This is a genomic window from Deinococcus sp. HSC-46F16, from assembly GCF_024171495.1.
Taxonomy (GTDB): Bacteria; Deinococcota; Deinococci; order Deinococcales; family Deinococcaceae; genus Deinococcus.
The window spans coordinates 296,497-320,744 of sequence record NZ_JALJZW010000002.1 but is presented as its reverse complement, the minus strand read 5'-3'; the positions used below and the strand labels follow the sequence as shown (position 1 = coordinate 320,744).

25 protein-coding genes and 1 tRNA gene are annotated in these 24,248 nt (G+C 70.6%); 10 read left to right on the top strand and 16 right to left on the bottom strand.

Annotated elements, in window-relative coordinates; translation table 11 throughout:
* The first annotated feature begins 23 nt into the window (after positions 1-23).
* Positions 24-914 carry a metallophosphoesterase gene (locus L1280_RS06975; RefSeq protein ID WP_253581378.1) on the top strand — a complete coding sequence of 297 codons (891 nt, stop codon included), beginning with the start codon at positions 24-26 and terminating at the stop codon, positions 912-914.
* Between the two features lie 46 nt (positions 915-960).
* On the opposite strand, the gene glyA is transcribed toward L1280_RS06975, so the two are convergent.
* Both glyA and L1280_RS06965 read right to left on the bottom strand, forming a co-directional pair.
* Positions 961-2,214, bottom strand: a complete 1,254-nt coding sequence (glyA, locus tag L1280_RS06970) for a serine hydroxymethyltransferase (RefSeq protein WP_253581377.1) — start codon at positions 2,212-2,214, stop codon at positions 961-963.
* A 72-nt stretch (positions 2,215-2,286) separates the two neighbouring features.
* Complete coding sequence (locus L1280_RS06965) at positions 2,287-3,618, bottom strand: lamin tail domain-containing protein (protein WP_253581376.1); 1,332 nt, start codon at positions 3,616-3,618, stop codon at positions 2,287-2,289.
* Positions 3,619-3,853: 235 nt separating this feature from the next.
* Between L1280_RS06965 and pheS the strand changes: the two genes are divergently transcribed.
* The gene (pheS, locus tag L1280_RS06960) at positions 3,854-4,873 is read left to right on the top strand and encodes a phenylalanine--tRNA ligase subunit alpha (RefSeq protein ID WP_253581375.1); all 1,020 of its coding nucleotides are present in this window, start codon (positions 3,854-3,856) and stop codon (positions 4,871-4,873) included.
* Positions 4,870-5,274, top strand: a complete 405-nt coding sequence (locus L1280_RS06955; protein WP_253581374.1) for an NUDIX domain-containing protein — start codon at positions 4,870-4,872, stop codon at positions 5,272-5,274. The genes pheS and L1280_RS06955 overlap by 4 nt, the downstream gene beginning before the upstream one ends.
* 62 nt (positions 5,275-5,336) lie before the next feature.
* Here L1280_RS06955 and L1280_RS06950 read toward each other — a convergent pair whose 3' ends face one another.
* Complete coding sequence (locus L1280_RS06950; protein WP_371922888.1) at positions 5,337-5,699, bottom strand: endonuclease domain-containing protein; 363 nt, start codon at positions 5,697-5,699, stop codon at positions 5,337-5,339.
* A 111-nt stretch (positions 5,700-5,810) separates the two neighbouring features.
* Between L1280_RS06950 and L1280_RS06945 the strand changes: the two genes are divergently transcribed.
* Positions 5,811-8,270, top strand: coding sequence for a phenylalanine--tRNA ligase subunit beta (locus L1280_RS06945; protein WP_253581372.1), 2,460 nt, complete (start codon positions 5,811-5,813; stop codon positions 8,268-8,270).
* A gap of 47 nt (positions 8,271-8,317) precedes the next feature.
* Here L1280_RS06945 and L1280_RS06940 read toward each other — a convergent pair whose 3' ends face one another.
* The 3 genes from L1280_RS06940 to L1280_RS06930 form a co-directional block, all read right to left on the bottom strand.
* Positions 8,318-9,532 carry an NADH:flavin oxidoreductase/NADH oxidase family protein gene (locus tag L1280_RS06940; protein WP_253581371.1) on the bottom strand — a complete coding sequence of 405 codons (1,215 nt, stop codon included), beginning with the start codon at positions 9,530-9,532 and terminating at the stop codon, positions 8,318-8,320.
* Complete coding sequence (locus L1280_RS06935) at positions 9,529-10,512, bottom strand: NUDIX domain-containing protein (RefSeq protein ID WP_253581370.1); 984 nt, start codon at positions 10,510-10,512, stop codon at positions 9,529-9,531. Before L1280_RS06935 ends, L1280_RS06940 begins: the two co-directional genes overlap by 4 nt.
* A gap of 75 nt (positions 10,513-10,587) precedes the next feature.
* Positions 10,588-11,361: a TM2 domain-containing protein gene (locus L1280_RS06930; protein ID WP_253581369.1), complete on the bottom strand. Its 774-nt coding sequence runs from the start codon at positions 11,359-11,361 to the stop codon at positions 10,588-10,590.
* Positions 11,362-11,447: 86 nt separating this feature from the next.
* On the opposite strand from L1280_RS06930, the gene L1280_RS06925 reads away from it, so the two are divergent.
* Complete coding sequence (locus L1280_RS06925; protein ID WP_253581368.1) at positions 11,448-12,140, top strand: cysteine hydrolase family protein; 693 nt, start codon at positions 11,448-11,450, stop codon at positions 12,138-12,140.
* Here L1280_RS06925 and L1280_RS06920 read toward each other — a convergent pair.
* Complete coding sequence (locus tag L1280_RS06920) at positions 12,118-13,128, bottom strand: NUDIX domain-containing protein (protein ID WP_253581367.1); 1,011 nt, start codon at positions 13,126-13,128, stop codon at positions 12,118-12,120. The genes L1280_RS06925 and L1280_RS06920 overlap by 23 nt on opposite strands.
* Positions 13,129-13,232: 104 nt before the next feature.
* On the opposite strand from L1280_RS06920, the gene L1280_RS06915 reads away from it, so the two are divergent.
* From L1280_RS06915 to L1280_RS06900, 4 genes are all read left to right on the top strand, one after another.
* Complete coding sequence (locus tag L1280_RS06915; RefSeq protein WP_253581366.1) at positions 13,233-14,285, top strand: PP2C family serine/threonine-protein phosphatase; 1,053 nt, start codon at positions 13,233-13,235, stop codon at positions 14,283-14,285.
* A 231-nt stretch (positions 14,286-14,516) separates the two neighbouring features.
* Positions 14,517-14,894 carry a RidA family protein gene (locus L1280_RS06910; protein ID WP_253581365.1) on the top strand — a complete coding sequence of 126 codons (378 nt, stop codon included), beginning with the start codon at positions 14,517-14,519 and terminating at the stop codon, positions 14,892-14,894.
* Between the two features lie 169 nt (positions 14,895-15,063).
* Positions 15,064-15,858, top strand: coding sequence for a stage 0 sporulation family protein (locus L1280_RS06905; RefSeq protein WP_253581507.1), 795 nt, complete (start codon positions 15,064-15,066; stop codon positions 15,856-15,858).
* A gap of 100 nt (positions 15,859-15,958) precedes the next feature.
* Positions 15,959-16,564: a hypothetical protein gene (locus L1280_RS06900; protein WP_253581364.1), complete on the top strand. Its 606-nt coding sequence runs from the start codon at positions 15,959-15,961 to the stop codon at positions 16,562-16,564.
* 173 nt (positions 16,565-16,737) lie between these two features.
* Here L1280_RS06900 and L1280_RS06895 read toward each other — a convergent pair whose 3' ends face one another.
* The 5 genes from L1280_RS06895 to L1280_RS06875 all read right to left on the bottom strand — a co-directional run bounded on the left by L1280_RS06895 (position 16,738) and on the right by L1280_RS06875 (position 20,698).
* Complete coding sequence (locus tag L1280_RS06895; protein ID WP_253581363.1) at positions 16,738-18,597, bottom strand: DUF4900 domain-containing protein; 1,860 nt, start codon at positions 18,595-18,597, stop codon at positions 16,738-16,740.
* A gap of 10 nt (positions 18,598-18,607) precedes the next feature.
* Complete coding sequence (locus L1280_RS06890; RefSeq protein ID WP_253581362.1) at positions 18,608-19,474, bottom strand: prepilin-type N-terminal cleavage/methylation domain-containing protein; 867 nt, start codon at positions 19,472-19,474, stop codon at positions 18,608-18,610.
* Positions 19,449-19,913 carry a prepilin-type N-terminal cleavage/methylation domain-containing protein gene (locus L1280_RS06885; protein WP_253581361.1) on the bottom strand — a complete coding sequence of 155 codons (465 nt, stop codon included), beginning with the start codon at positions 19,911-19,913 and terminating at the stop codon, positions 19,449-19,451. The genes L1280_RS06890 and L1280_RS06885 overlap by 26 nt, the downstream gene beginning before the upstream one ends.
* Positions 19,913-20,407 (bottom strand): prepilin-type N-terminal cleavage/methylation domain-containing protein, encoded by a 495-nt coding sequence (locus L1280_RS06880; RefSeq protein WP_253581360.1) that lies wholly within the window; start codon positions 20,405-20,407, stop codon positions 19,913-19,915. Before L1280_RS06880 ends, L1280_RS06885 begins: the two co-directional genes overlap by 1 nt.
* A gap of 214 nt (positions 20,408-20,621) precedes the next feature.
* A tRNA-Pro gene (locus L1280_RS06875) sits at positions 20,622-20,698 on the bottom strand.
* A 63-nt stretch (positions 20,699-20,761) separates the two neighbouring features.
* Between L1280_RS06875 and L1280_RS06870 the strand changes: the two genes are divergently transcribed.
* Positions 20,762-22,012 (top strand): aminopeptidase, encoded by a 1,251-nt coding sequence (locus L1280_RS06870; protein ID WP_253581506.1) that lies wholly within the window; start codon positions 20,762-20,764, stop codon positions 22,010-22,012.
* Positions 22,013-22,082: 70 nt separating this feature from the next.
* Here L1280_RS06870 and L1280_RS06865 read toward each other — a convergent pair whose 3' ends face one another.
* The 4 genes from L1280_RS06865 to L1280_RS06850 all read right to left on the bottom strand — a co-directional run bounded on the left by L1280_RS06865 (position 22,083) and on the right by L1280_RS06850 (position 24,190).
* Positions 22,083-22,484, bottom strand: coding sequence for a methylglyoxal synthase (locus tag L1280_RS06865; protein WP_253581359.1), 402 nt, complete (start codon positions 22,482-22,484; stop codon positions 22,083-22,085).
* Positions 22,481-23,398 carry an ROK family protein gene (locus L1280_RS06860; RefSeq protein WP_253581358.1) on the bottom strand — a complete coding sequence of 306 codons (918 nt, stop codon included), beginning with the start codon at positions 23,396-23,398 and terminating at the stop codon, positions 22,481-22,483. Before L1280_RS06860 ends, L1280_RS06865 begins: the two co-directional genes overlap by 4 nt.
* A 61-nt stretch (positions 23,399-23,459) precedes the next feature.
* Positions 23,460-23,726, bottom strand: coding sequence for a hypothetical protein (locus L1280_RS06855; RefSeq protein ID WP_253581357.1), 267 nt, complete (start codon positions 23,724-23,726; stop codon positions 23,460-23,462).
* Entirely contained in the window at positions 23,723-24,190 is a 468-nt protein-coding gene (locus tag L1280_RS06850; protein WP_253581356.1) for a thioesterase family protein, read from the bottom strand. The genes L1280_RS06855 and L1280_RS06850 overlap by 4 nt, the downstream gene beginning before the upstream one ends.
* Positions 24,191-24,248 lie beyond the last annotated feature (58 nt).

Here is a 24,248-nt window from a genome sequence, read left to right as displayed (position 1 = left end):
CCCCCGCCGGTACCCTGAACCCCATGAAGGTCCCCGCCTCGTCCACCGACCCTGGCCGCCGCCGTTTCCTGCGCGGACTGCTGGGCGGCACGCTGGCGCTGGGCACCCTGGGGGGCGTGGGCGTGGCCCAGGCCTACGACTTCGGCACCGTGCGCGAGGAAGGGGTGTTACCGGGGTTGCGCTCACCGCTGCGGGTGGCCTTTCTGACCGACCTGCACTACGGCCTCTACATCTTCGAGCGGCAGATTCGCGCCTGGGTGGACACGGCGAACGCGGCCCAGCCCGACCTCGTGCTGCTGGGCGGCGATTTTCTGGACGTGCGCTCGGACGTGGACCCCGCGCCCCTCCTGACCGAACTCGCGCGGCTGCGGGCGCCGCTGGGGGTCTACGCGGTATGGGGCAACCACGACTACGGCTCCTTCGGGGCCTACGACCGGGGCGTGCTGGGCCAGGGCATCCCAGGCTGGGCCGAGCGCCGCGAGCAGGTGGCGGCGGCCTTTGCGGCGGCAGGCATCACTGTGCTGCGCAACGCGGGCCGCTCGGTGCGGGACGACCTGTGGGTGGGCGGCGTGGACGACCTGTGGCGCGGCGAGCCGGACGTGAGGGCGGCGCTCGCCGGAGCAGGGGAGGGGCAGGCCAGCGTGCTCCTGAGCCACAACCCCGACCTGCTGCCCGATCTGCCCCAGCGCGTCGGGCTGGTCCTGTCGGGCCACACCCACGGCGGGCAGATTCGGCTGCCGGTCGTGGGCGCTCCGGTCGTGCCCAGCAAGTACGGCCAGCGCTACGCGATGGGCTGGGTGCAGGGTGCCCACGGCACGCCGGGCTACGTGAGCCGGGGGTTGGGGGTCAGCGGGGTGCCGCTGCGCAACCTCTGCCCGCCGGAAGTGACGCTGCTCACGCTGCGGCCCGAATAGGGCCGACCCCCGGACGTGCCGGGGGCCAGGGCAGGGGGCGGGATGCTCAGGGCAACGGAAAGCTCCCCATCCAGCCGTGGACCTCCGCCTTCACGTCCTCGCCCTTGAGCGCCCGGTCGATCAGGTCCGCGATCTTGGGCATATCGGCCTCCGTCATGCCGCGCGTGGTCACCGCAGGCGTGCCGATGCGGATGCCGCCGCCGTGCAGAATTTTCTCGGTGTCGTAGGGCAGGGTGGACTTGGAGATGGTGATGTGGTTGGCGTCCAGCCGCTTGGTGGCCTTGGTGCCGTTTAGCCCCTGGGGCCGCAGGTCCAGCAGGAAGAGGTGGTTGTCGGTGCCGCCCGACACGACCCGGTAGCCCTTGTCCATGAAGGCCTGCGCCAGCGCCTGCGCGTTCTTGATCACCTGCGCGGCGTACTCACGGAACTCGGGCCGCAGCGCCTCGCCGAACGCGACCGCCTTGGCCGCGATCACGTGTTCCAGCGGGCCGCCCTGATATCCGGGGAAGACGGCCCGGTCGATCTTGGCGCCCAGCTCCAGGTCGTTCGAGAGGATGATCCCGCCACGCGGTCCCCGCAGCGTCTTGTGGGTGGTGGAGGCGACCACATGCGCGTGCGGCAGCGGATTGGGGTGCAGCCCCGCCGCCACCAGCCCGGCGATGTGCGCGATGTCCGCGAACAGGATCGCGCCGACCTCGTCGGCCACCGCACGGAAGGCCGCGAAGTCGATGGTGCGGCTGTAGGCGCTGGCCCCCGCGATGATCATCTTGGGCTGGTGCTCGTGGGCGAGGCGGCGCACTTCCTCCATGTCGATGCGTTCGGTCTCGGGGTTCACCTTGTAGCCGACGATCTGGTAGCGCAGCCCCGAGAAGTTCACCGGGTTGCCGTGCGTGAGGTGCCCCCCGTGCGAGAGGTCCATCCCCAGCACCACGTCGCCAGGCTGAATCAGTGCGTTGTACACCGCGAGGTTGGCGCTGCTGCCCGAGTGCGGCTGCACGTTGGCCCACGCCGCGCCGAACAACTCCTTCACCCGCTCGATGGCGAGCAGTTCGACCTGGTCCACGACCTCGCAGCCGCCGTACCAGCGCTTGCCGGGATAGCCTTCGGCGTACTTGTTCGTCAGGACGCTGCCCTGGGCGGCCCGCACCGCCGCCGAGGTGAAGTTCTCGGAGGCGATGAGTTCCAGCCCGTGCCGCTGGCGCTCGGCCTCCTGCGCGATCAGGTCGAAGATGGCCGGATCATGTGCGGCCACGTCGGCGGCGGTCCCCGGCGTGGGGACAGAGGGTTCAGCGGTGGTCATGCGGGTACGGTAACACCCCCTCCCTTGAGGAGCGCGGATGGTGTCTGCCCTGCACAGACACGGAGCGGGAGCCTAGAGGTCACCCGCCAGCCACCGCACCACGTTCTTCCCCAGCGTCGCGTTGCTCAGATTGGGCCAGTTGTTGTAGCTGCCCGTGCTGCCGTCCGAATAGGTGTTGTCCCCGAAGGTGCTGCTGTCGCCCCACATCGCCACCCGGCCCGCGCCCACCGTGTTCACCGCGAGGTAGGTCTTGCCGCCCGTGCCCATCAGCGCGGTGCCCCGCAGCACGTCCACGCTGGTGCCCACGTACACGCCTGCGCTGCCCACGCCGTTCAGGATGGGGTGGGTGGTCAGCGGGGTCGCGGTGTACACCGGGTCACTGAAGCTGGAATTGAAGGAGGCCCCCAGCCCGAACAGGCCGTCGCTGTCCAGGCTGGTCTGGTACGCGGCGCTCACGCTGCTCGGCGTGCTGCCGTCCCACCCGTTGAACACTTCCGGGCTGTCCCAGCCGTTGTTGTTGCGGTCGCTGACCCGGTGGTCGGTGATCAGGAAGACGCCGCCCCCGTTCTGCACGAAGGTCTGGATGGCCGCCCGCTCCGCGTCGCTGAAGGGGGCCTGCGGTTCGGGAATGACCAGCACGGACGCGCCCGAGAGCGTGGTCGAGGTGATCGCCGTACCCGTCACGCTGCTCACCGCATACCCCAGACCCCGCAGCGCCGCCGCGTAGTCGCTGTAGGCCCCGTCGATGCGCCAGTCGGCGTTTCCGGCGTCCTCCGCCTTTGTCAGGTCGAACAGCACCTTCTTGCCGGTCGTCCCGCCGCCGCTGCCCCCGCCGTTCCCGGTGCCGGGCGTGGCGACCTGCACCCGGAAGTCCACGCTGTTGGCGTTCGTGTCCGAGCCGTCGGGCACCCGCGCCAGAGCGCTGCCCGCTCCGGTCGTGGGTGCGGGGCTGCCCTCGCCCTGGCCCGAGGTCGGCGTGCCGTAGGCCACCGCGTCGATCACGGTTCCCGACCTCAGCAGGCGCAGGCTGCCGCTGCCGTTGTTCAGGTCCGCGCCCACGTTCACGGCCGAGCGGTTCGGCACGGTGGTGTCCTGCGCCACCACGAAGTAGCCGCTCGCGGGGATGGTCCCCGACAGCGTCAGGGTGCGGTACGCGGTGCCCGCCGTATCAAAAGCCGTCAGCGTGTAGCCGCTCAGGCTCTTGCCTGCCGGACCCTTCAGCTCGATGAAGGTGCCCGCGTCAGTACCGGGGGCGTCGTAGTACAGCTCGTTGAGGACGGGCTCGCCCGCCGCTGCTTGCGGCATCAGGGCCGCCGCCGGGGCGGACGCGTTCGGCACGGAGCCGCAGGCAAAGAGGCCGAGCGAGAGGCTGAGGAGGGCCGCCAGGGAAAGCCGGGAAGTCACGGCGCCCACCATGCCGCGCGAGGTGTGATGGGGCCGGGAGGCGGGCCGCCGCCTTGACCCCCTACCCCCCGCCCGCTACCCTGACCCCATGACGCCCCGCGCCGGTACACCTTCGCCGTTTACCGCTCGCGGGGCCGCGTTCGTCTGACTGTGCTTGACTAGAACCCTCAGACCGAATGCGCCGTCCCGCCCCGTTCCCACGGCGGCGGGTTTTTTCTTGCCCACAGGAGACTCCATGAGAGAAGAAGCCCTACAAGCCATCCAAGACGCCCCCGACCTCCCCGCCCTGCAAGCGGTCAAGACCCGCTACGTGGGCAAGAACGGCCTGATCACCAAGGAACTCGGCAGCCTCGGCAAGTTGGCCCCCGAGGAGCGCAAGGCGCGGGGGGCCGAGATCAATGCCCTGCGCCAGTCCATCGAGGCGGCCCTCGACGGGCGCGAGACGGTGCTGAAGCGCGAGGCGCTCGACGCCCGCCTCGCCTCCGAAGCCATCGACGTGACCCTGCCCGGCCTTCCCCTCCCGGCGGGCGGGCTGCACCCCATCAACCGCGTGTACGAGGATCTCACCGGCATCTACGAGCGAATGGGCTACGCCGTGATCGAGGGGCCGGAGGTCGAGGACGAGCACCACAACTTCGAGGCGCTCAACGTGCCGTGGTACCACCCCGCCCGCGACCTTCAGGACACCTTCTGGCTGGAGGACGGAAGGTTGCTGCGCACCCATACCTCCCCGATGCAGATTCGCTACATGGTCGAGCACGAGCCGCCCCTCAAGATCGTCGTGCGCGGCAAGGTCTACCGCTACGAGGCCACCGACGCCACCCACGAGGCGATGTTTCACCAGCTCGAAGGTCTGGTGGTCGGCGACGGCATCAGCATGGCTGACCTCAAGGGCACGATTGCGGAGATGGCGCGGGGCCTGTACGGGCCGGGCGCGAAGGTGCGCTTCCAGCCCTCCTACTACCCCTTCGTGGAACCGGGCGCCGACTTCGCCGTGTGGTGGGAGAATCCGCGTGGCGAGAGCAAGTGGCTGGAGCTGGGCGGGTGCGGCATGGTCCACCCCAGCGTCTTCAAGGCGGTGGACGACCTGCGCGAGGCGGCGGGCAAGCCGCGCGTGTACGAGGGCAAGACCGGCTTCGCCTTCGGGCTGGGGCCGGAGCGCATCGCCATGCTGAAGTACGGGATTCCCGATATCCGATACTTCTACGCCAACGACCCGAGGGTGCTGGGGCAGTTCCGGGGGGAACTGGGGTGAGGGCCAGAGCCGTCGGCATCCTCTTCAACCCCGGGGGCGAAGTCCTCCTGATGCGCCGCCGCAAGGAAGGCCGCGTCTACGCCACCCTTCCCGGCGGCGGCATCGAGGGCAGCGAGACGCCCGCCGAAGCCTGCGCCCGCGAGATGCTGGAAGAGGTCAACCTCGTCGTGGAACCCCTGCGCGAAGTCCTGACGTTAGAAAACCTCGGCAACCGCGAGCACTACTTCCTGACCCGGCTGCTGTCCGGCGAGATGCGCCTGGGGGACGGTCCCGAAGGCGTGCGCCACAGCGACGAGAACTGGTATTCGCCCGAATGGGTGACGCTTGACCGGCTGGACGAGGTGAATCTGGTGCCGGAGGGGGTGCGGCGGCTGGTGTGGGAGATGGGGGAGTTGGAGTGAATGTTGGAAGGGCGGCCAGGCCTGTTCACCCCCTCCCGGCCTCCCCCCTGAAGGGGGAGGGGCTACTGATCTCTCCTTGCTTCCAGGGTTTGCTGGATTCGTTCCAGCACGCCCGTCAGATTCGTTCTGACCTCGTTGTTCCAGAAGCGCAACGTTTGGAATCCGTGTGCCGCCATATCCGTGTCCCGCTCCCGATCCGCCGCGCTGTTCAGGTGCTGGCTGCCGTCGAGTTCGATCACCAGCGTGCGCTCGTAGCACACAAAGTCGGCCACATATCGCCCCATCGGTTCCTGCCGCCGAAAGCTGACGCCCAGACCCCTGCCACGCAGATGCCGCCACAGCAGCGTCTCCTCGGGCGTCATGCGCCGCCGCAGCGACCGCGCGACTTCGGTGGACGGACTCGTCCTTTCTCCCCTGTAACCCACACCTCAACCTAACGCCCCCACATCTTTTCTCCCTCCCCCTTCAGGGGGGAGGGCCGGGGAGGGGGTGACCCCGCCGAAGCGTCCAGCCCTCCCTCCCCCCCGAGGTCCCCCATGAAACTGCCCTACTCCTGGCTCAAGGAACTTGTCCCTGCCCTCCCGCCCGTCTCCGACCTCGAACCCCTGCTCGCCTCGCTGGGCCTGCCGCTGGAGGGGGTGGAGGAGGTGCCCGCCCCGGCCGAGGGGGTCGTGCTCGCCACCGTCACGCAGGCTGAGCCTCTGCCCGGCACCGCCCTGACCCGCCTCGCGCTCGACGTGGGGCCGCACGGGGCGCGGGAGATCGCCTCGGGAGCGCCCAACGCGGTCGGTCTTCCCGCCGGAACGATGGTCGCCCTGGTGACCCCCGGCACCCGCCTGGGCGACGTGGAGTACGGCGTGCGCCCGATGCAGGGGGTGGAGTCGTGGGGCATGGCCGCGAGCGCGAAGGAACTCGGGGTCGGGGAGAGCAGCGCCGGACTGCTGCTGTTCCCGGCAGGAACGTCGGCGCCCGGTACGCCCCTGCACGAGCTGTGGGCCGCTGACTCGGTCCTCGACGTGGAGGTGACCCCCAACCGCGCCGACGTGCTGAGTGCCCTGGGCCTTGCCCGCGACCTCGCGGCGTACCTGGACGCCGAGCTGGTGGAGCCGGAGGCTGGACCCGCCCCCAGCGGGGAGGGCGAGATTCGCGTCGTCCTCCCCCCGCGCGGGGTGACGCTGGAGCGCGACCCCTCCGGCAAGATTCGGTTCGGCTGCGACCACTTCGCGGCCCGAACGGTGAATGGAGTGCAGAACGGCCCCGCGCCTCTGTGGATGCAGCGCCGCCTGACTCTGGCCGGGATGCGCTCCATCGACCTGATCGTGGACACCAGCAACTACGTGATGCTGGAACTCGGCCAGCCCACCGCCCTCTACGACCGCCGCGACGTGCGGGGGGACCAGATCATCGTCTCCTTCGGCCTGCGGCAGGGTGAGACGGTGCGCGACTTGCTGGGGGGCGAACACACCGTCGGCCCCGAGGACCTCCTGATCCGCGACGGGCGCGAGGTGGGCATTCCCAGCGTGGCGGAGGCCTTCGCCACGGCGGGCCAGCCCAAAGCGGGCCAGGGCGTGCTGGGCATCGCGGGCATCATGGGTGGCGACCACGGACACGTGCGGGCGGACACGGCGGACGTGGTGATCGAGTCCGCGCATTTTGACCCCGTGCTGCTGCGGCGCACGAGCACCCGCCTGGGCCTCAAGACCGACGCCGTCTACCGCTACGAGCGCGGGGTGGACCCCCTGCTCGCGCCCCGCGCCGCCGACCGGGTGGCGGGCCTGCTCGCGGCCTGCGGGGGAGGTCAGGTTCACCCCGGCGCGACCGTGGTGGGCCGGCCGGAACTCCCCGGCCCCATTGAGGCGACGGGCGAGCAGATTCGCGCCCTGCTGGGCATGGACATCCCGACCGGGGAGATGGAGGCCATCCTGACCCGCCTGGGCTGCCGCGTTACGCGCGACGGCGACCGCCTGACCGTTACCCCCCCCTCGTGGCGGGTGGACATGGCCCTGTGGCAGGACCTCGCGGAGGAGGTGGCGCGGCTGCACGGCTACGCGGGGCTGCCCGAGACGCTCCCCACCCTGCGCGTCCACGAGAGCAACCTGGGCGCGGGCGACGAGAGCGCGGGCCGCACGGACCTGCGCCGCACCCTCGCCGGACTGGGCTTTCAGGAGGTCGTGACCTACACCTTCACCAGCGACGAGGAGGCCGGGAAGGCCCGCAGCGAGCGCCCCGGCGTCCGGCTGCGCAATCCCCTCACCGCCGACCGGACCGGAATGCGGACCGCCCTCTACCCCAGCCTGCTGCGGGCGGCGGGGATGCACCCGAAGGGGGAGCGCGTCCTCCTGTTTGAGATCGGGCGCGTCTTCCCGGCGTCGGGCGAGACGGAGCGCCTGGGCCTGTTGATGCGCGGCCCGCTCGCCCCGGCGACCTACCAGCCCGGCGTGGCGGGGTCGTTCACGGCGTTCAAGGGGCTGGTGGAAGCCTTCGCCGCCGGACAGGGCGCGGGGCTGGAGGTCCGGCAACTGCGCGGCGAGGCGGTGCCGTCCGCCCTCCACCCCGGCATCGCGGGTGAAGTCGTGTGGAACGGTCAACCCGTGGGCTGGCTGGGAGCGCTGCACCCCGAGGTCGCCGCCGAGTTCGGCCTGAAGGGGGACACCTTCGTGCTGGAGGTCGCCCTGCCGCTGCCCGGCCGGAGCTGGACCTTCCGCGATCCCAGCCGTGCCCCGGCCGCGTGGCGCGACCTCGCCGTGATCGCCCCGCGTGAGGTGAGCTACGGCGAGGTGGCCGCCCTGCTGCGCGGGGAAGCGGGCGAGTTGCTGGAGAGCGTGCAACCGTTCGACGTGTACGAGGGCGAGCAGGTGGGCGAGGGCCACCGCAGCGTGGCCGTGCGCCTCGTCTTCCGGGGCGAGCGGACCCTCACCGACGCCGAGGTGGACCCCGTGATGGACCGCCTGATGGACGCGGTGCGGGCGCAGGGTTGGAGCATCCGCGAGAAGTAGAGCGGGGGCAGGAGGGGGCTGGGGCGAGAGGCTCCAGCCCTTCCTCTTTATGCTCGCCGCCGCCGGAACACCGCGCCCGCCCCCATCTCCGCCGTCATGCGGGCCAGGGCGAGCAGCGGGGCTTCCTCGGCGTTCACGTCCTCCCCACGGGCCAGCCGCCGCATCGCGTCCTCGTACCATGCGATTTCCATATAGCCGCTGTGGTCCAGCGGGCGAATGCCCGTCTTCAGAGGCCGGACTCCGCTGCTCGCATCCTCGCCGCGCAGTACCCGTGCGCTGAAGGTAGGGTCGAGCACCAGCGGGCGGCCCAGGCCCACCATGTCGGCGGCCCCGTCCTCCAGCGCCTGCCGGATGGTGGCGGCGTCGCGGAAGCCCCCGGTCACGCAGACCGGCACGCCCGCCACCGCCCGCGCCCGGCGCGAGAAGTCGGCGAAGAAGCCGCCGCGCTCGCCCCGGCCCAGCATCATCATCGGCTTCTCGTAGGTGCCGCCCGACAGCTCGATCAGGTCGCAGTCCCGCTCGCCGAGCGCCCGCACCACCGCCAGACTCTCCTCCTCCGAGAAGCCGCCCCGCACGAAGTCGGAGGAATTGAGTTTCACGCCGACCGGAAAGCGCGGCCCCACCGCCGCCCGCACCGCGCCGTAGGTCTCCAGCAGGAAGCGCATGCGGTCGTCCAGGCTCCCGCCGTACTCGTCGGTGCGGACGTTGTGCCGGGGTGAGAGGAACTGCGAGAACAGGTAGCCGTGCGCCGCGTGAAGTTGCACGCCGCCAAATCCCGCCCGCTGCGCCAGCCGCGCGGAGCGGGCAAAACGGGCCGTCAGGTCATGAATCTCGGGGACCGTCAGCTCACGCGGCGTGGCAAAGGCGCGGGCCAGTCCGCCCCCAAAGGGGAGGGCGCTCGGCGCCACTGTGCCGCCCGCGTTCAGGCCGCGTGGGGCCTGCTTGCCAGGGTGGTTGAGCTGCATCCACAGCGCGGCTCCGTCCCGCGAGCCCTGCACGGCCCAGCGGTGGAAGTCGGCGAGGTGCCGCTCGTCCTCCAGCACCACGTTGCCGGGTTCCCCCAGGGCGCGGGCGTCCACCATCACGTTGCCGGTGAGCAGGAGGCCGGTGCCGCCCCGCGCCCAGCGGGCATACAGCGCGGGCAGTTCGGGCCGGGGCGCGTGGTCGCGGTTGCCCAGCGCCTCGCTCATGGCGCCCTTGAGCAGGCGGTTTTTGACCGTCACGCCGCAGGGCAGGGTCAGGGGGTCGGTGACGGCGGTCATGGCCTGAGGCTAGCGCGGCCCCGCCACGTCTCCACCGCCCGCCGGGTGTAGAGGCCCAGCAGGTCGGCCCCGTCCACCTCGCCAGCCGCCCACCACCGTGCCCCCGTGATCTCGCCTTCCGGCAGGGTGAGTTTCCCCGTGACGCCCTGTGCCCGGTACAGCACGCCCACGCTGTCCCAGGGGCCGGAGGCGTCCTCGTAGCGGAACTCCGGCCCTTGCAGGAGCGCGGCGGGCGTCAGCCGTTCGGCCCGCAGCCCCGTTTCCTCGTGCAGTTCCCGCTGGGCACAGGCCCCGAAGCTCTCGCCGGGGTGCAGCTTGCCGCCGGGGAGGACCCACTGCCCGGTGCGGGCATGCCGGAGGAGGAGGAGGCGCCCCTGATCGTCCTCCGCCAGCACGCTCGCGCCGGGAGCGAAGAGGGGGCGGGGACCGGCGGCGGCCCGGAGCCTCGCCAGATGGTCGTCATGGGGCGGGGGCTCCGGGAAGCGGAGCAGTGACAGAGCGGGCAGCCCCGCTCGCACTCGCAGCACGTTCATGCTGGCGACATTGGCGTTGGAACTCAGCGGCGGCAGGTCATCCAGCGTGAACCAGCGCAGGTCCAGCGTCTCGCCGCCGTCATCCGGCGCGGCGTGCGCCAGGGCCGCCGCAGGCAGGATGCCGTGCGTCCGCATGCCGACCATGTACACCTCGTCGCCATTGGGGTAGCGGTGGTAGAACTGCGGGCCACCCACCAGCCCCTCCTCCAGTCCCATCAGGGCGAGGTTCGGGCATTCCAGCCCCGTTTCCTCCCACAGCTCGCGGCGGGCAGCCTCCAGAAAACCTTCACCGGGGTCCAGGCCGCCGCCCGGCGTGCCCCACAGGCCGTCGTCGCCCCGGTGCTGGAGCAGCACGCGGCTCCCCTCGTCCTGAATCAGCACGCTCACGCCGACGGAAAACAGAGGGGCGCGGCCCCAGACGGCGCGGAGGCTGGGCAGAGAAGACATGGGCTGCACCCTAGCGTTCCGGGGCGCGAAAAGGCCGCCCCCGCTGCGGGACGGCCCTTCATGGTCCACTCGACCTCACAGCCAGGGTTTCTTGCCCACCACGTACTCCCGGTAAAAGTCCTCGTCCGACTTCGTGAGATAGAGGATGCCCTCCACCAGCCCCAGCAGTCCCACCGCCCCGCTGATCAGCCCGGCGATGGGTAGAGTCACCACCACGCCGACGATAAACAGCAGCAGCCCCAGCAGTAGCGCCACGATCCACACGCCGACATTCACGCCCAGCATGATCAACCCCGGCGTGGTGATGCCCAGGTACAGCTTGTGAACCCCGAAGGCCCCCAGCACGATGCCCAGCAGTCCGGCAATCAGCCGCCGGGTGGCGATGTCGCTGGGTATGGGGCCGGAGGCGTACTGCGTGGGTGGCGCTCCCATCGCCCAGGGGTCCGCCGGGCGGGAGGCGGGCGCGTGCGTGACCGGCTCGCTGGAGAGAGGCGGGGTATTCGGCATGGAGGGGGTAGGGGCTGTGCCCCCCGTCGCCCGCGCGATCCAGTCGTCGGCGGAGTCGAGCAGGGTGGGCCGCGCCGGGTCGTGGGCCGGGGGCGTCAGCGGCTGGGCCTGAGGCGCTGCGCCCGCAGGCCCGCGCTCCGGGATTCGCAGGTCGTCGGGGCCGGAGAGCGGGGCGGGGGCGGGGTCCACGCTCGCCACCGTCACCTGCGGAGCCGGAGTGGGCGCGGCCGGTGACGGCGCGGGCGGGGCGCTGAGCACCTCGTCCACCCAGGAGGGCACCTCCCGGCGCGGGGCTTGCGGGTCGTCCGGGCGGGGGCCGGGGTCGCGGTCGTCTCGGGTCATGCCCCCAGTACGCCATCCGGGGGGCCGGGGTTGCGTCCCCCAAACGGTGCAGGGTCCGCCCGTGCGGGGTGTGCTACATCTGCCCCATGACCCCCACTGCCCCCACCCTGCGCGACCAGGCGACCCAGCAGGCCGAACTGCTGGAGCGCTGGCTGGCCGACCTTCCGGCCCTCACGCTGGAGGCCCCGCCCCAGCGGGTCGCGGTCGTGTGCGTGGACCTCATCGAGGGTTTCACCCGCCAGGGACCCCTCGCCAGCCCGCGCGTGGCGGCGATCATTCCGCGCGTGTCCGGGCTGATCCGGTCGCTGCTGGATGCCGGGGTGCCCGCCGACAACGTCGTGCTGGTGCAGGACTCGCACCCCCGTGACGCCCGCGAGTTCGCCGCCTATCCGCCCCACTGCGTCGCGGGCACACCCGAGGCCGAGGCCGTGGCCGAGTTGCAGGCGCTGCCCGAGTTCGGCCGCGTTCAGCACTTCCAGAAAAACAGCATCGCCAGCCACACCAGCCCCGAGTTCCGGGCGTGGCTGGAGGCGCGGGGCGCTGACTTCGACACGGTCATCGCTGTGGGCGACGTGACCGACCTGTGCCTGTACACGCTCGCCCTGCACCTCGTCACGGACGGGATGGCGCGGGGGCTGGACCGCATGGTCGTCGTCCCCGAGCCTTGCGCCCAGACCTGGGACGCGCCCGGTCACCCTGGCGACCTCTACCACGCCCTCTTTCTGCACCAACTGGAGCGCAACGGGGTGCAGGTGGTCAGCGGGGTGCGGCTGGCCTGAGGAGCGGTTCGAGGAGGGCGTGGGTGTCCTCGAAAAAGGCCTCGGGGTGGGAAAGGGCCTCATGCGCGTCAGTCCACCCCCCGTACTCTGACAGCCCCGCCCAGGCCAACCCGAAGACGTGCGCGATGACGCGGCCACGCACAGAGCGGCCCGGCGCGTCGTACACCGTGGCCGGGGTGGGGGAGAGGGTGAGCGCCGGGTCATCCGGCGTCACCCCCAGCGCCCCCGCCGCCGCCCGCCGCGCCGCCGCTGCGAGTGTCTCGCTCGGCAGGACCTCGGCGCCCGGCAGCGTGAGCAGGCCGCGTCCGGGCCGTTCCTCCCGCCGCACGAGCAGGACACGTCCGGCCGGGTCCCGCACCACCGCGAGCGCCTCCACCCGCAGGGGCGGCCACGTCCCGGCCTCCGCCTGCGCCGCCCGCAGCCACGCCGCCTCGGCCTCCAGTTCCGCGAAGTCGGGAGTCTGCCGGAACGCCTCCAGCCAGGCGTGAACGGCCGGGGGAACCATCCCGGCCACCGATTCCAGCTCTCCCGCGAAGTAGGCGCGGCGCACGTCGGTCGCGCTCAGCGGACTGACGACGGCGGTGGGCAAAAAGGGCCAGTCGGGAAAAGAGCGCAGGTAATAGCTGCTGTCGTCCTTGAGATGGCCGATCAGCGCCACGTCGCTGCCCCCGCCCGTCTGGGCCGCGACCCCCGCCCGCACCGCCGCCAGCCAGCGGTCCTCGTCGTAGGGATGGTCGGGCACGGCGGCAAAGCGCACCCGGGCGGGGTCCACGCCCGCCTCCTGCAGCCCCGCGCCAACCATCTCCTCCCGCTCCCCCGCCGTCCAGGGATTCTTGAGGGTGCGCGGCGCCCAGGCGCTGCCGATCACCACGACGAGCGTTTCGACCTTGCCCAGCGCCTCCGCCATCACCCGCAGGTGGGCGGTGTGGGGAGGTTGGAAGCGGCCGATATAGACGCCGGAGCGGTGCCGGGGAGACAGAGAACTCATGCCCCACGGTGGCGGATGGGGAAGGTGAGAAAAGTGAGGGGCGGGAGACCCGGTACCGTGGCAAGTGCTCCGGACCTGTTACACGATTCCCTTATATTGGACCCATGCGCGCCGACGCGCCCCTTCCCCTGCGCTCCGGTCTGCTGACGGACGTGGGGCGCCAGCGCCGTACCAATCAGGACGCCGCGCTGGCGCTCGACTTGCCGCACGGCGGCCTGTATGCGGTCGCGGACGGGATGGGGGGGCACGCGGCGGGGGAACTTGCCGCCAACCTCGCGCTCGACAGCCTCAGCCAGCACTACCTGGAGGGGCGGGGAGCGCCGCCCGAGCGCCTCGCGGGGGCGGTGCAGGCGGCCAACCTCGCGGTGCTGCGGCACGCGGTGGGCGAGTACGCGGGCATGGGGACCACCCTGCTCGCGCTCCTCGTGGACCGGGGCGCGGCGCTGATCGCGCATGTGGGCGACTCGCGGGCCTACCTGCTGCGCGGGGGCGAACTGCACCGCCTCACCGAGGACCATTCCTGGGTGGCCGAGCAGGTGCGCCTGGGGCACATCTCGGAGGAAGAAGCCCGGCACCACCAGTGGCGCAGCGTGGTGAGCAACGCGCTGGGCGGCGAGGAACGGGTGCGGCTGGAGCTGTTCGGGCTGCCCCTGCACGCCGGGGACCGCCTGCTGCTGTGCAGCGACGGCCTCAGCGGGGTGGTGGCCGAACCCGCGCTGCTCGAACTGCTGCTGCCCGCCCAGCCGCCTGAGCGGGTGGCCCGCACCCTGATCGACGCGGCCAACGACGGGGGCGGCCCCGACAACATCACAGCGGTGGTGGTCGACATCCTGCGCACGGGCGGCCTGCCCCGGTACCCCCTGCCCGAGCGTCAGGAGGGCGGCCCCCTGTACGTGGACGCCCTGCTGAGCGCCCAGCGCGGCAGCAGCCCACTGACATACCTGCTGCTGATGCTGGTGTACTTCACCCTGCTCGGCGTCCTGCTGGTCCCCGAGCAGCGCCTCGCCATCGCGCTGCTCGGGGCCCTGCTGCTGGGGGGGGTGGCCTACGCGCAGCGCCGCGCCCGTGGGCGGTCCTCCCGCCGCCCGGCCCTGTCGGCCACGTCCCTGCGAGCCCGTGCCCGTCCCCGCCCCGAATCCCGCGAGACGGCGGGCTGAAGGCACGGTGCGGAGGCCGCGCCGGACCGGCCAGACCCTGTAGACCCGGTCTGTGGCCCGTCTGCTGGGGATTGCGGCCCAGCAGCCACAAAGACTGTTCCTTCTCGCTGGCCCTCCTCCTTCCCGCACCGCAGGGGGAGGCAGCAGGCGCAGGCGCCCAGGGCCGGGGTCCGGCGAGTGCGGCCTGCCCAGCGAGGTCTGGAAGGGGCGCCGGGCCGTTAGAGTGGCCCCATGAAAGACATCGTGGAGACGGCCGCCGCCCCCGCCGCCATCGGTCCCTACAGCCAGGCGACCACCTTCGGCAACCTCGTGATCACCAGCGGGCAGATTCCACTGACCCCGGACGGCACGCTCGTCGAAGGCGGTATCGAGGCCCAGACCCGGCAGGTCCTCGACAACCTCGTGGCCGTGCTGGAGGCGGCCGGAACCGACCTCGGCCGGGTGGTCAAGACCACCGTCTTTCTGGCCGACATGAACGAGTTCGCTGCCATGAACGCCGTGTACGCCGAGTATTTCCAGGCCCCCTACCCCGCCCGCAGCACGGTGCAGGTCGCCCGCTTGCCCCGCGACGTGCGGGTGGAGATCGAGGTGATCGCCGAGCGGCACTGAGAGGGGAGTGGAGACAGGCGCTCCCGCTTTGGCTTGAGCGGCGGCCCCCGCCCCCACTGCCCACTGCCCTTCGTGATCCCTCTCTCGACGCTCCCGGCCCGGCCGTGACATCCTGCCGGACGTGGTTGTCCTGCCTGTCCGCTTCGAACGCAGTCCCCGCCTGCACGCCATGCTCAGCGAGGCGCCGCACGCGGTCGGCACGCGCGTCGTGGTGCAGGGCAAACGTGGCCCGGAGGTCGCCACCGTGCGGGGCGAGGCGGGAGAGCCTGACCCCCAGGCCCGCTACGGCAGCGTGCTGCGGGCGGCGACCCCGGAAGACCTTGCCCGCTGGGACGAGCTGCACCGCCAGGGCGAGGACCTCAAGTGGCTGTTGCGGGCCGGTGCCCGCGAGCGCGGGCTACCCGTCAAGATCGTGGCGGTCGAATTTACCCTTGACGAGAGCCTCGTGACGGTCAGTTACAGCGCCGAGGACCGCATCGAACTCGGCGGCCTGATCGGGGAAGTGCGCGGACACACCCGCGCCCGGGTGAACTTCGCGGCGGTCGGCCCGCGCGAGCAGGCCCAGATGATCGGCACGCTGGGGGCGTGTGGCCGGGGCAACTGCTCCAGCACCCACCTGCAAGAGTTCGCCCCCGTCAGCATCCGCATGGCGCGGGACCAGCAACTGCCGCTCAACCCGGAAAAGCTCTCGGGGCCGTGCGGGCGCCTGCTGTGCTGCCTGCAATTCGAGCACGGGATGTATCTCGAGCTGCTGCGCGACCTGCCGCGCAAGAACGCCCGCGTGTGCCACGAGGAGAGCGGCGCGTGCGGCAAGGTCACCAAGCTGCATCCCCTCGCGGGAACGGTGGACGTGCAGACCGACCAGGGCCTGCTCGCCGGTGTGCCTGCGCAGGCCCTGACCCGCGTCCCCGACCCCGCCGGGGGCAAGGGGCGCCGCCCCGGAGGCGACGGGGCCGAGGCCTGACGGCGCGGCGCGGGGCCTGCGGCACCTGCCCCGAGTTCCCCAAAGCCCCTTGCCGGACCTCTCATCTCTGTCCGGCGCCCCAGCGGGCACACTGCGAGGTATGCGACACCTGATTTTCCCGACCGTGGCCCAGGCCGACGCTTTCGTGCAGGACCTGCTCAGCCAGGGCGTGATCCAGCCGGAGATGGGCCAGACCTCCTTCCAGCGCCGCACCGCGGCGGGCAGCATGGGGGGGACGGGTATGGGCACCACGACCACCCAGACGAGCGCGGCGACCGCCACGACCACCGAGTACGTGGATGGCGGCGGTGACGGGCAGGACATGGCGGGCGGTGCGCTCAAGGGCACGGCGCTCGGCGCGGTCGCGGGCGTGGCCGCCGGAGCCGTGGTCGCCGCGACGGGGGGCCTCGCCGCCGTGCCGGTCCTGCTGGGCATGGGGGCGCTGGGCTCGGGCATCGGCGCGGCGGCGGGCACTGCCGACGCCGCCGTGCACGGGGACGGCATGGAAACCCGCGTGGCTGGCTCGGGCGAGGCCGCAGGCACCCGCAGCTATGAAGACCGCTACGAGTTCGAGGACACCCACTATAACGACATGCAGAGCACCGTCGACGCCGGTGGCCGCGCCATCGCCATTGAGGACGACGTGCCCATGGACGTGGTGGAAGCGGCGATGGCCCGTCACGGTGGCCGCTTCGTCAACCGCTGAAGCGCTCCATGTGAACAGCCGGGACCCGTTCTGAGGGGTCCCGGTTTCCGCTTTGGTCAGTTCGTTGGGTGTGCCACTGCGCCGCGCCCCGCAGTCAAGACTCGCTCTGCCTGACTGACATTCCGCTCCATCCGCGAGAGAAGGGGCGAGGGTGGCCAGGAGGGGGCCGGTCCCTAGCGCCGCTCCTGCTCCGCTTGGCTGTACTGGATGATGCGGCGGCTGGGGAGCAAGTTGGTCATCTGCGTGGTGGGGAAGTAAGGGGGTGCCATGCCGTTGAGCATGCGCTGGTCATAGGTGAAGCTGCGCTGCATTCCGGACGTGCATTGCCCCGTGCCCGAATTGAATTGCCCGAACGCCCCGTAGGTCTTCGAGATCACGCCGCCCAGAATGTAGACCTTGCCGTTGCAGGCGGCAGTGCGGTTGTTTTCGACGAGCACCTGTCCTTCCGACGCCATCAGGGTGGCGTGGATACGCACGTCGCGGGGAACATTGAGGCTGCTGTCTGTGTTTCCCAACCCCATGAGGATGTTGCCTCCGCTGGTGTAGATGCCCAGGACGTTCTTCTTTTGCAGCGGATCGGTCTCGCAACTTGGCACGATCACTTGACCGCCGCTGCCGCGCCGCAGGTCGCCGTCGCAGGGATTGTCCTCGTACTTCAGGTCACTGGTGATGCGGATGTGGCTGGAGGCGGCCACTGTGATCTGTGAAAAGGAGGCCAGGGCCGGGGGTGCCGTGGCGGGGTCACTCGCGGCCGAGCGCGGCGGCCCGGCCAGCCGGGTGATCTGACCCCGCGCGTAGACAACGCCGTTGAAGTTGGTGATTTCCTGCCCGCTGGCGTTTCTCGCCCGGATCCAGGTGTTCCCCGATCTCATGTACAGCGCCTCATCCTCAAAGGCGCGGTACTCGGTTCCGTTGACGACGAGGCGCTGAAACGTCTGTCCGTTCCTGCCGGAAATCTCGCTGCCCGCCGTGCCAACCGTCATGGTCACCGTGGCGTTCCCGTCCACGTAAATGCCCGCACGTTCGGCCGCCCCCCGCTGATCGTTGGAGTTGGTAGGCAATTCGATCTCGTCGGCTCCCCAGTCCACGCCATTGGTGAAGTTGGGCTCGGCATTGCCGTATGCTGGGGTCGGTGTCAGGGCCGCGACCCCGCGAAAGGCGACGCAGGCGGGTTGCCACCAACGGCCGCAGTTGTCCGTCCGTTGAAACCACGCGCCCTGGGTCTGCCGGTCGTTCACGCCCGAACTGGACACTGCTCCCCCGAACCAGGGTTCGCCGTAAAAGGCGAAATTGCCGTTCGTATGCACCGGTCCGTTGAACAGCGTGTCGGACGTGAAGTAGATCTCGTCGGAGGTGCTGCTGTTCTGGTGGATATCGGTGAGCAGGGCGAAGCGAGCGAAACTGCCGTTGCCCACGTCGAACTGGTATTCGCCGTTCACGGTCAGCGTGCGCCGGGCGTCGCCCTGACTCGCGGCCACCACCATCACGTACGGCAGGCTGTACGTTTGCGTGCTGTTGCGTGCCCCCGAGATAAAGCGTCCTACACCGATGGGCACCGTTTCTTCTGCGGCACCGTCACAGGCGGGCAGCGTTCCATTGAAACTCACGCGGACACTGAGCGTCTGGGTGCTGGAGACAATGAAGGGGCCGTAGCAGCCAGCGCCCGGCAGGCGGCCCTGTAACTGGGCGGCAAGCACCTGCGTATTCTGCGCCACGCGCTGCGGGTCGGGTGTCTGGCTGGCCTCCCCCTTGGAAAAGACCCAGGTGCTGGCATTGCCCAGGACATTGCGCTGGGCGAGGTCGGCTACTGCGTCGCTGAGGTCAGCCCCAACCGGGCCGCGCAGAAGGGCCTGGGCGAAATTGCGCCCCCCCTGCGCCAGCGCGAGGGTCCGCGTGGTGGCGACCGTGTCACTGGTCTGCTTCACGTTGCCGAGGGTGAGCTGGGCCGTCACGGCGACCACGCCCAGCACCAGCACGATCAGCATCAAAGCGGAAATGAGGGCCAGCCCCTCTTCACGTTGTGCCCGCTTCACGGTGACCCCCTCACGAGCAGGTCACCGACGTACCGGGGACCACGTAGCGCAGCGGCCGGGCAGTGAGCGTGAATACCTTGGGAATCTCCACGGTGCTGCTGAGTGACCGGGTCAGGGTCTGGCCGCTCCGCGTGCGCTGCATGGTCACGCTGAGTTGAATCCGGCTCAGGGTCCGCGTCTGGGGTAAAGCGGCGAAGCTGGAATACGCCGTGCCCTCCGTATCGACGTACTGAATCTGGAAACCGGTGACGTTGAAAGCCAGAGGCGTGCGGACCACGGTGGCTCCGGCCCTCACTCCCCGGAAGATCATCTGGCTTCCCGCGTCGTAGGTGTAGCCCACCAGCCTCAGCCGCTGCACGAGATTGCCGGGCGAGAAGCAGAGCGTGTTGGGCTGCCCGGAGTGGTTCAGGGTAGCCTGCCCGTTGCCGCCCACAGTGCTGGACGCGTTCAGGTCCAGCACTGTGGCCAGTTCCCGCGCCGGATGGATCAGCAGGAAGGGGGTGTCGCGGGGCCAGGCGAAGCCGGACGGCGCGAGCGCCTGAAGGTTGTTGGCATTCGGGAACCCGTTTCCGGTTGGTCCAACGACGGGGTAGACGCCGGTATCGACCATCTGCGCCATGGAGATGGCCGTCTCGGTACTCGTGTAGGGCGTATCCGTCACGAGGCCATAAGCAGAGTTCCGGAAGTCCTGCGCGAGAATCGCCACGGTCCGGCGCAGGCTGCTTTCCAGACTGACCTCCTGCTCGGTGCGCGTTTGCAGGCGAATGGTGTCGCTGCTCGATTGCAGCAGCAGGGTGAGCAGGATGCCCAGGATAGTCAGCGCCAGCAGCAGCTCCAGCAGAGTGAAGCCCTCAGTAGATGGTCGTCGCTTCAACACAGCGCACCGTTCCTCTCTCGTTCCAGCAGGCCTGGGTAAGGTACGTCCGGACAGCCGTCCCGAGCAGGGCCGTGCCGCCCACACTGGGATTGAAACTGCCGCTGTTGCGGACCGTAACGCAGTGGTGGGCACGGCCCGCCTCGCTCAGCAGGTAACTCGCGCAGCTGGACGGTGCGCTGGCCAGCGTGAGTTGGGTGGGCGGCGTGCCGGGCTGAAACACCAAGACAGTGCTCTCGCCTTCGGCAACGGTCAGCACATGCTGGGTTACGCGGTCTGTCACGCTGGACATGATTTGCGTGACGCGGGTCCGCGTCGCCGCCCCCGAGTTGGTGAAGAGGGCAGACAGATAGACGTTCATCACTGCCGTCATCACGATCATCAGCACCAGCAGGGCGACAAGCACCTCGACCAGCGTCAGCCCCGCTGCCCGATGGCCCATCACCGCACCTCCGTCTGCCCGTTGCCCGACACCAGCACCCGCCGGGCCGTGGTCCCGCGCCGCACCGCCAGACAGGGAATCGACACCCCGTTCTCATTGCAGGGGGTCAACTGGTCGAGCCGGGTCACGAGGCCAGGTGCCGAGATACACAGCCAGCCTGCCGGAGTGGTGATTCCGGTGGGAGCGGCCACCGTGCCAGTCGCAGAGGCCAGGGCCGGGGCCGTGCTGGCAGTCTCACATCCCGACAGCGTCATGCTGCTGGCGACAGGTCCCCAGGTCACGCCCGTGCTCGCGTACCGCACCGCATAAACTTGGTTGTTGGTGTTGGCCCGCGTGGCACTTTGCTGAATGGCCAGCGCAAGCTCGTGGGCAAATCCTGTCACGGCAAGTGCCCTGGCCGAGCCGCCAAAGTTCAGGCCCGCCAGGGCCAGCAAGATGCCCAGAATGGCGAGCACGAGCAACAGTTCGAGGAGTGTGAGTCCGGCGTCACGCATCGTCTGAAAAAAGACCCCTTCCAGGTGTGGCCGTCTTGACACCCAGGTTCCGGCCTGATACAGACTAATGTTTGAAACCTCACAAACTTCTTTCGCGGGCGTCCCCGGCTCGTCTCTGGCCCGGCCCACTGAGCTGAGATGCAGCCAGCAGGCTGGGCGCCGGTCACGGCCCCTGGACCAAACGAAAAACTCCCTCTAGGAGGGAGTTCTATGCTGGTCGAGGCGGCGAGATTTGAACTCACGACCCCTACCACCCCAAGGTAGTGCGCTACCAGGCTGCGCTACGCCTCGACGGCCAGCCACAGAACTATAGACGCCGTGCCGGGGATCGTCAAGCGGGCGGGGGCGGGCGCTATCCTGCCCGGCGTGACACCACTTTCCTTTGACGAGAAGCTGCGCAACTACGCGCGGCTGGCGGTGCGGGTCGGGCTGGGCGTGCGGGAGGGCCAACGGGTGCTGGTGCAGGCCCCGGTCGACACCGCGCCGCTGGCCCGGCTGCTGGTGCGTGAGGCCTACGCGGCGGGTGCATCCTTTGCGGACGTGCGCTGGGACGACGACGACGTGCAACTCGCCCGCTTCTCGCTGGCGCCGGAGGGCAGCTTCGAGCAGATCAGCAAGTGGCGCGTGGACGCCGAGCTGGAAACCGCCGAGGCGGGCGGCGCGGTAATCGCCATCCGCGCGACCAACCCCGGCCTGTTCGCCGGGGTGGACCCGGCCCGCGTGACCGCGCACCAGCGCACGCTGGCGGCCTACCGCAAGCCCTACTCGCTTCAGGTCATGACCAACCGCCTGAACTGGAACCTGATCTCGGCGCCGGTCCCCGAGTGGGCCGAGCTGATGTTCCCCGGCGTCTCCCGCGAGGAGGCGGTCCAGAAGCAGTGGGACGCGATCTTCGCCGCCACTCGCGCCGACCAGCCCGACGCGCTGGAGCAGTGGGAGGCCCATCTCGCCGACCTCCAGCGCCGCCGCGAACGGCTGACCGAGCGGCAGTACCACGCCCTGCACTTCCGGGGCGGCGAGACCGACCTCACCGTGGGACTGGCCGAGGACCACATCTGGGGCGGCGGCGCCGCGCAGACGCCCTCGGGCATCACCTTCACCGCAAATATCCCCACCGAGGAAGTCTGGACCGCCCCCCACCGCGAGCGGGTGGACGGCGTGGTGGTCAGCACCAAGCCGCTCTCGTACAACGGCGTGCTGATCGACGGCATTCGCATCCGCTTCGAGGGCGGGCGTGTGGTGGAGGCCACTGCCGCGAATGGTCAGGACACCCTGCGCCAGATGATCGAAACCGACGAGGGCAGCCACCGCCTCGGTGAGGTCGCGCTGGTGCCGCACTCCAGCCCGATCAGCCGTTCGGGGCTGTTCTTCTACAACACCCTCTACGACGAGAACGCGGCCTCGCACATCGCCATCGGGAGTGCATACCGCTTCAACGTCAGGGGCGGCGTGGAGATGACCACCGAGGAGTTCGCGGCCAAGGGCGGCAACGATTCCCTCACCCACGTGGACTGGATGATCGGCTCGGGGGAGATCGACGTGGACGGCGTCACGAAAGACGGCGCCCGCGAGCCGGTGATGCGGGCGGGCGAGTTCGTGATCTGAGTCCTGGGCTCAGAGAAGGTGGGCGACGTGCGGAACGTCGCCCACCTCCCCTTGGTCCCGTGCTGGCGGGCTAGCCGTCCCGCTGGGCCAGCCACAGCACCAACGCCTCCGCCGTCGCCGGGTTCGTCGCCAGCGGCACGTCGTGCACGTCGCACAGCCGGAGCAGGGCCGACACGTCGGGTTCGTGGGGCTGGGCCGTCAGGGGGTCGCGGAAGAAGAAGACGGCGAGCACGCGGTCCTCCGCGATTCGCGCCCCGATCTGCTGGTCGCCGCCCTTGGGTCCGGACAGGACACGCTCGACCTCCAGCCCGGTCTTGCTCGCCAGGATGCCCCCGGTCGTGCCCGTGGCGACGAGGGGAAAGCGGCCCAGCACGTCGCGGTGCGACAGGGCGAAGAGGGCGAGTTCGAGCTTCTGGCGATCGTGGGCGATCAGGGCGACCTCGCGCCGCCTGCCGGTCTGGGGCGCTGTCACAGGTCCTCCAGCCGGGCGGCGAGTGCCGCGCCGATCACGCCCGCGTCGGTGCCGAGCTGGGCGCGGCGCAGGGTGACGGGGGCGAACGGTCCCGCGTACTCGTCGGCGGCGGCCTGAACCCCGGCGAAGAAGAAGTCGCCCACCTTCGCCACCCCGCCGCCGATCACGAAGACTTCCGGGTCGAGGAACTTCTGAAGGTCGGCCAGCGCGACGCCGATGTGCCGCAGCGCCTGCGCGACGACCCGCCCCGCCGCCGGGTGCCCGCTCTGGGCGAGGGCGAAGGCCTCGGCGGTGCTCACCTCGCGGTTCAGGGCGTAGCTCGCGTCGCGGGCGATGGCGGTGCCGCTCGCGACGGCCTCCAGCGCCCCGTCCAGCCCCGCACCGCTGACCGGGCCGCCCGGCATCACGGTGACGTGCCCGAGTTCCCCCGCGATGCCGTGGTGCCCGCGCCACACCCGGCCCCCCAGCACGATGCCCGAGCCGATGCCGGTGCTGACCGTCACGTACACGCTGCTGGCCGTGCCCCGCGCTGCCCCGAGGTGCGCCTCGGCAAGCGCAGCGGCCTTGGCGTCGTTTTCCAGCACCACCCGCACCCCCAATCGGTCTTCCAGCCCCTGCACCAGCGGCACGTCGGTAAAGCCGTAGATGTTGGGCGCGAACTTGACGCGGGTGCGGCCCTCGGCCAGGGGACCGGGCACGCCCACGCCCACGCGGGTGGCCTGCGGGTACTGGGCTTGCAGCGCCCGCACCTGCGCGGCGACCGCGTCCAGCACGGCTTCCCAGCCGGTTTCGGGGGTGGGCTGGACGTGGCGGCCATGCAGCTCGTCGCCGATCAACACGCCTGTGGCGATCTTGGTGCCACCGACATCCACGCCGATGGAGGGGAGAGAGAGGGGGGAATCGGGAGTGGTCAAGGGAGGGTCCTCCTGGGGAACTGGGGGGCGGGAGCGCTTCCAAGAACGGGGCAGAGGGGGGTCAGTCCTCCGCCCCCAGCAGGGCGAGGGCCTCCCGAAGCTGCACCTCGGGCACGTAGAGGCCCACGTCGCCCATGTAGCCGCCGGTCTCGATCTCGATCACCGGGGTCGCCATCGCCCACTGGAAGGGGGTGCGGATGACGGTGACCACGCCCCCTTCGGCCAGGGTGCGGCGCCAGCCTTCGGCGAGCAGCCGGGGCAGGGTGTCGAGGCGCACCCACAGGTCGCCCTGATAGCGCACCCGGTCCTCGTACTGGGGGCGGCTCATCGGGCGAGCAGGCCCGAGAGGCGGTCGCGCAGGGCCTGCGGCAGCGGCTCGGGGCGCAGCCCGTCGCCCACCCGGACCTGCACCGTGCGGGCGTAGGCGCAGGGCTGGCCGTCGGCGAGGAGGCGGGACACGACCGTCCAGCTCGCGGTGCCGACGCGCTCGACCAGCGATTCCACCGTGACCTCCTGGCCCCAGCGCACCTCGTGGCGGTAGTCGAGTTCCAGCCGGGCGATCACCGAGCGGTCGTCGCGGTCCGGCACGCCGAGGTCGCGCATCAGCAGCACCCGCGACGTTTCGAGGTACTGCACGTACACGGCGTTGTTGAGGTGCCCCATCGCGTCGATGTCGCCGTAGCGCATCTGGATGCCCGCCCGGTGGGCGCCCGCCCAGTCGAGGGCCGCCAGCGCTTCCCAGGGAGCCGGGGGGCGCGAGAGGGGAGTGGTGTCTGTGCTTGCGCCGCTCATGGAGGCATTAGAGCATCTGGCCGCGCGTATGGGCGCCCCTCCCCCTTGCCCCACGCGT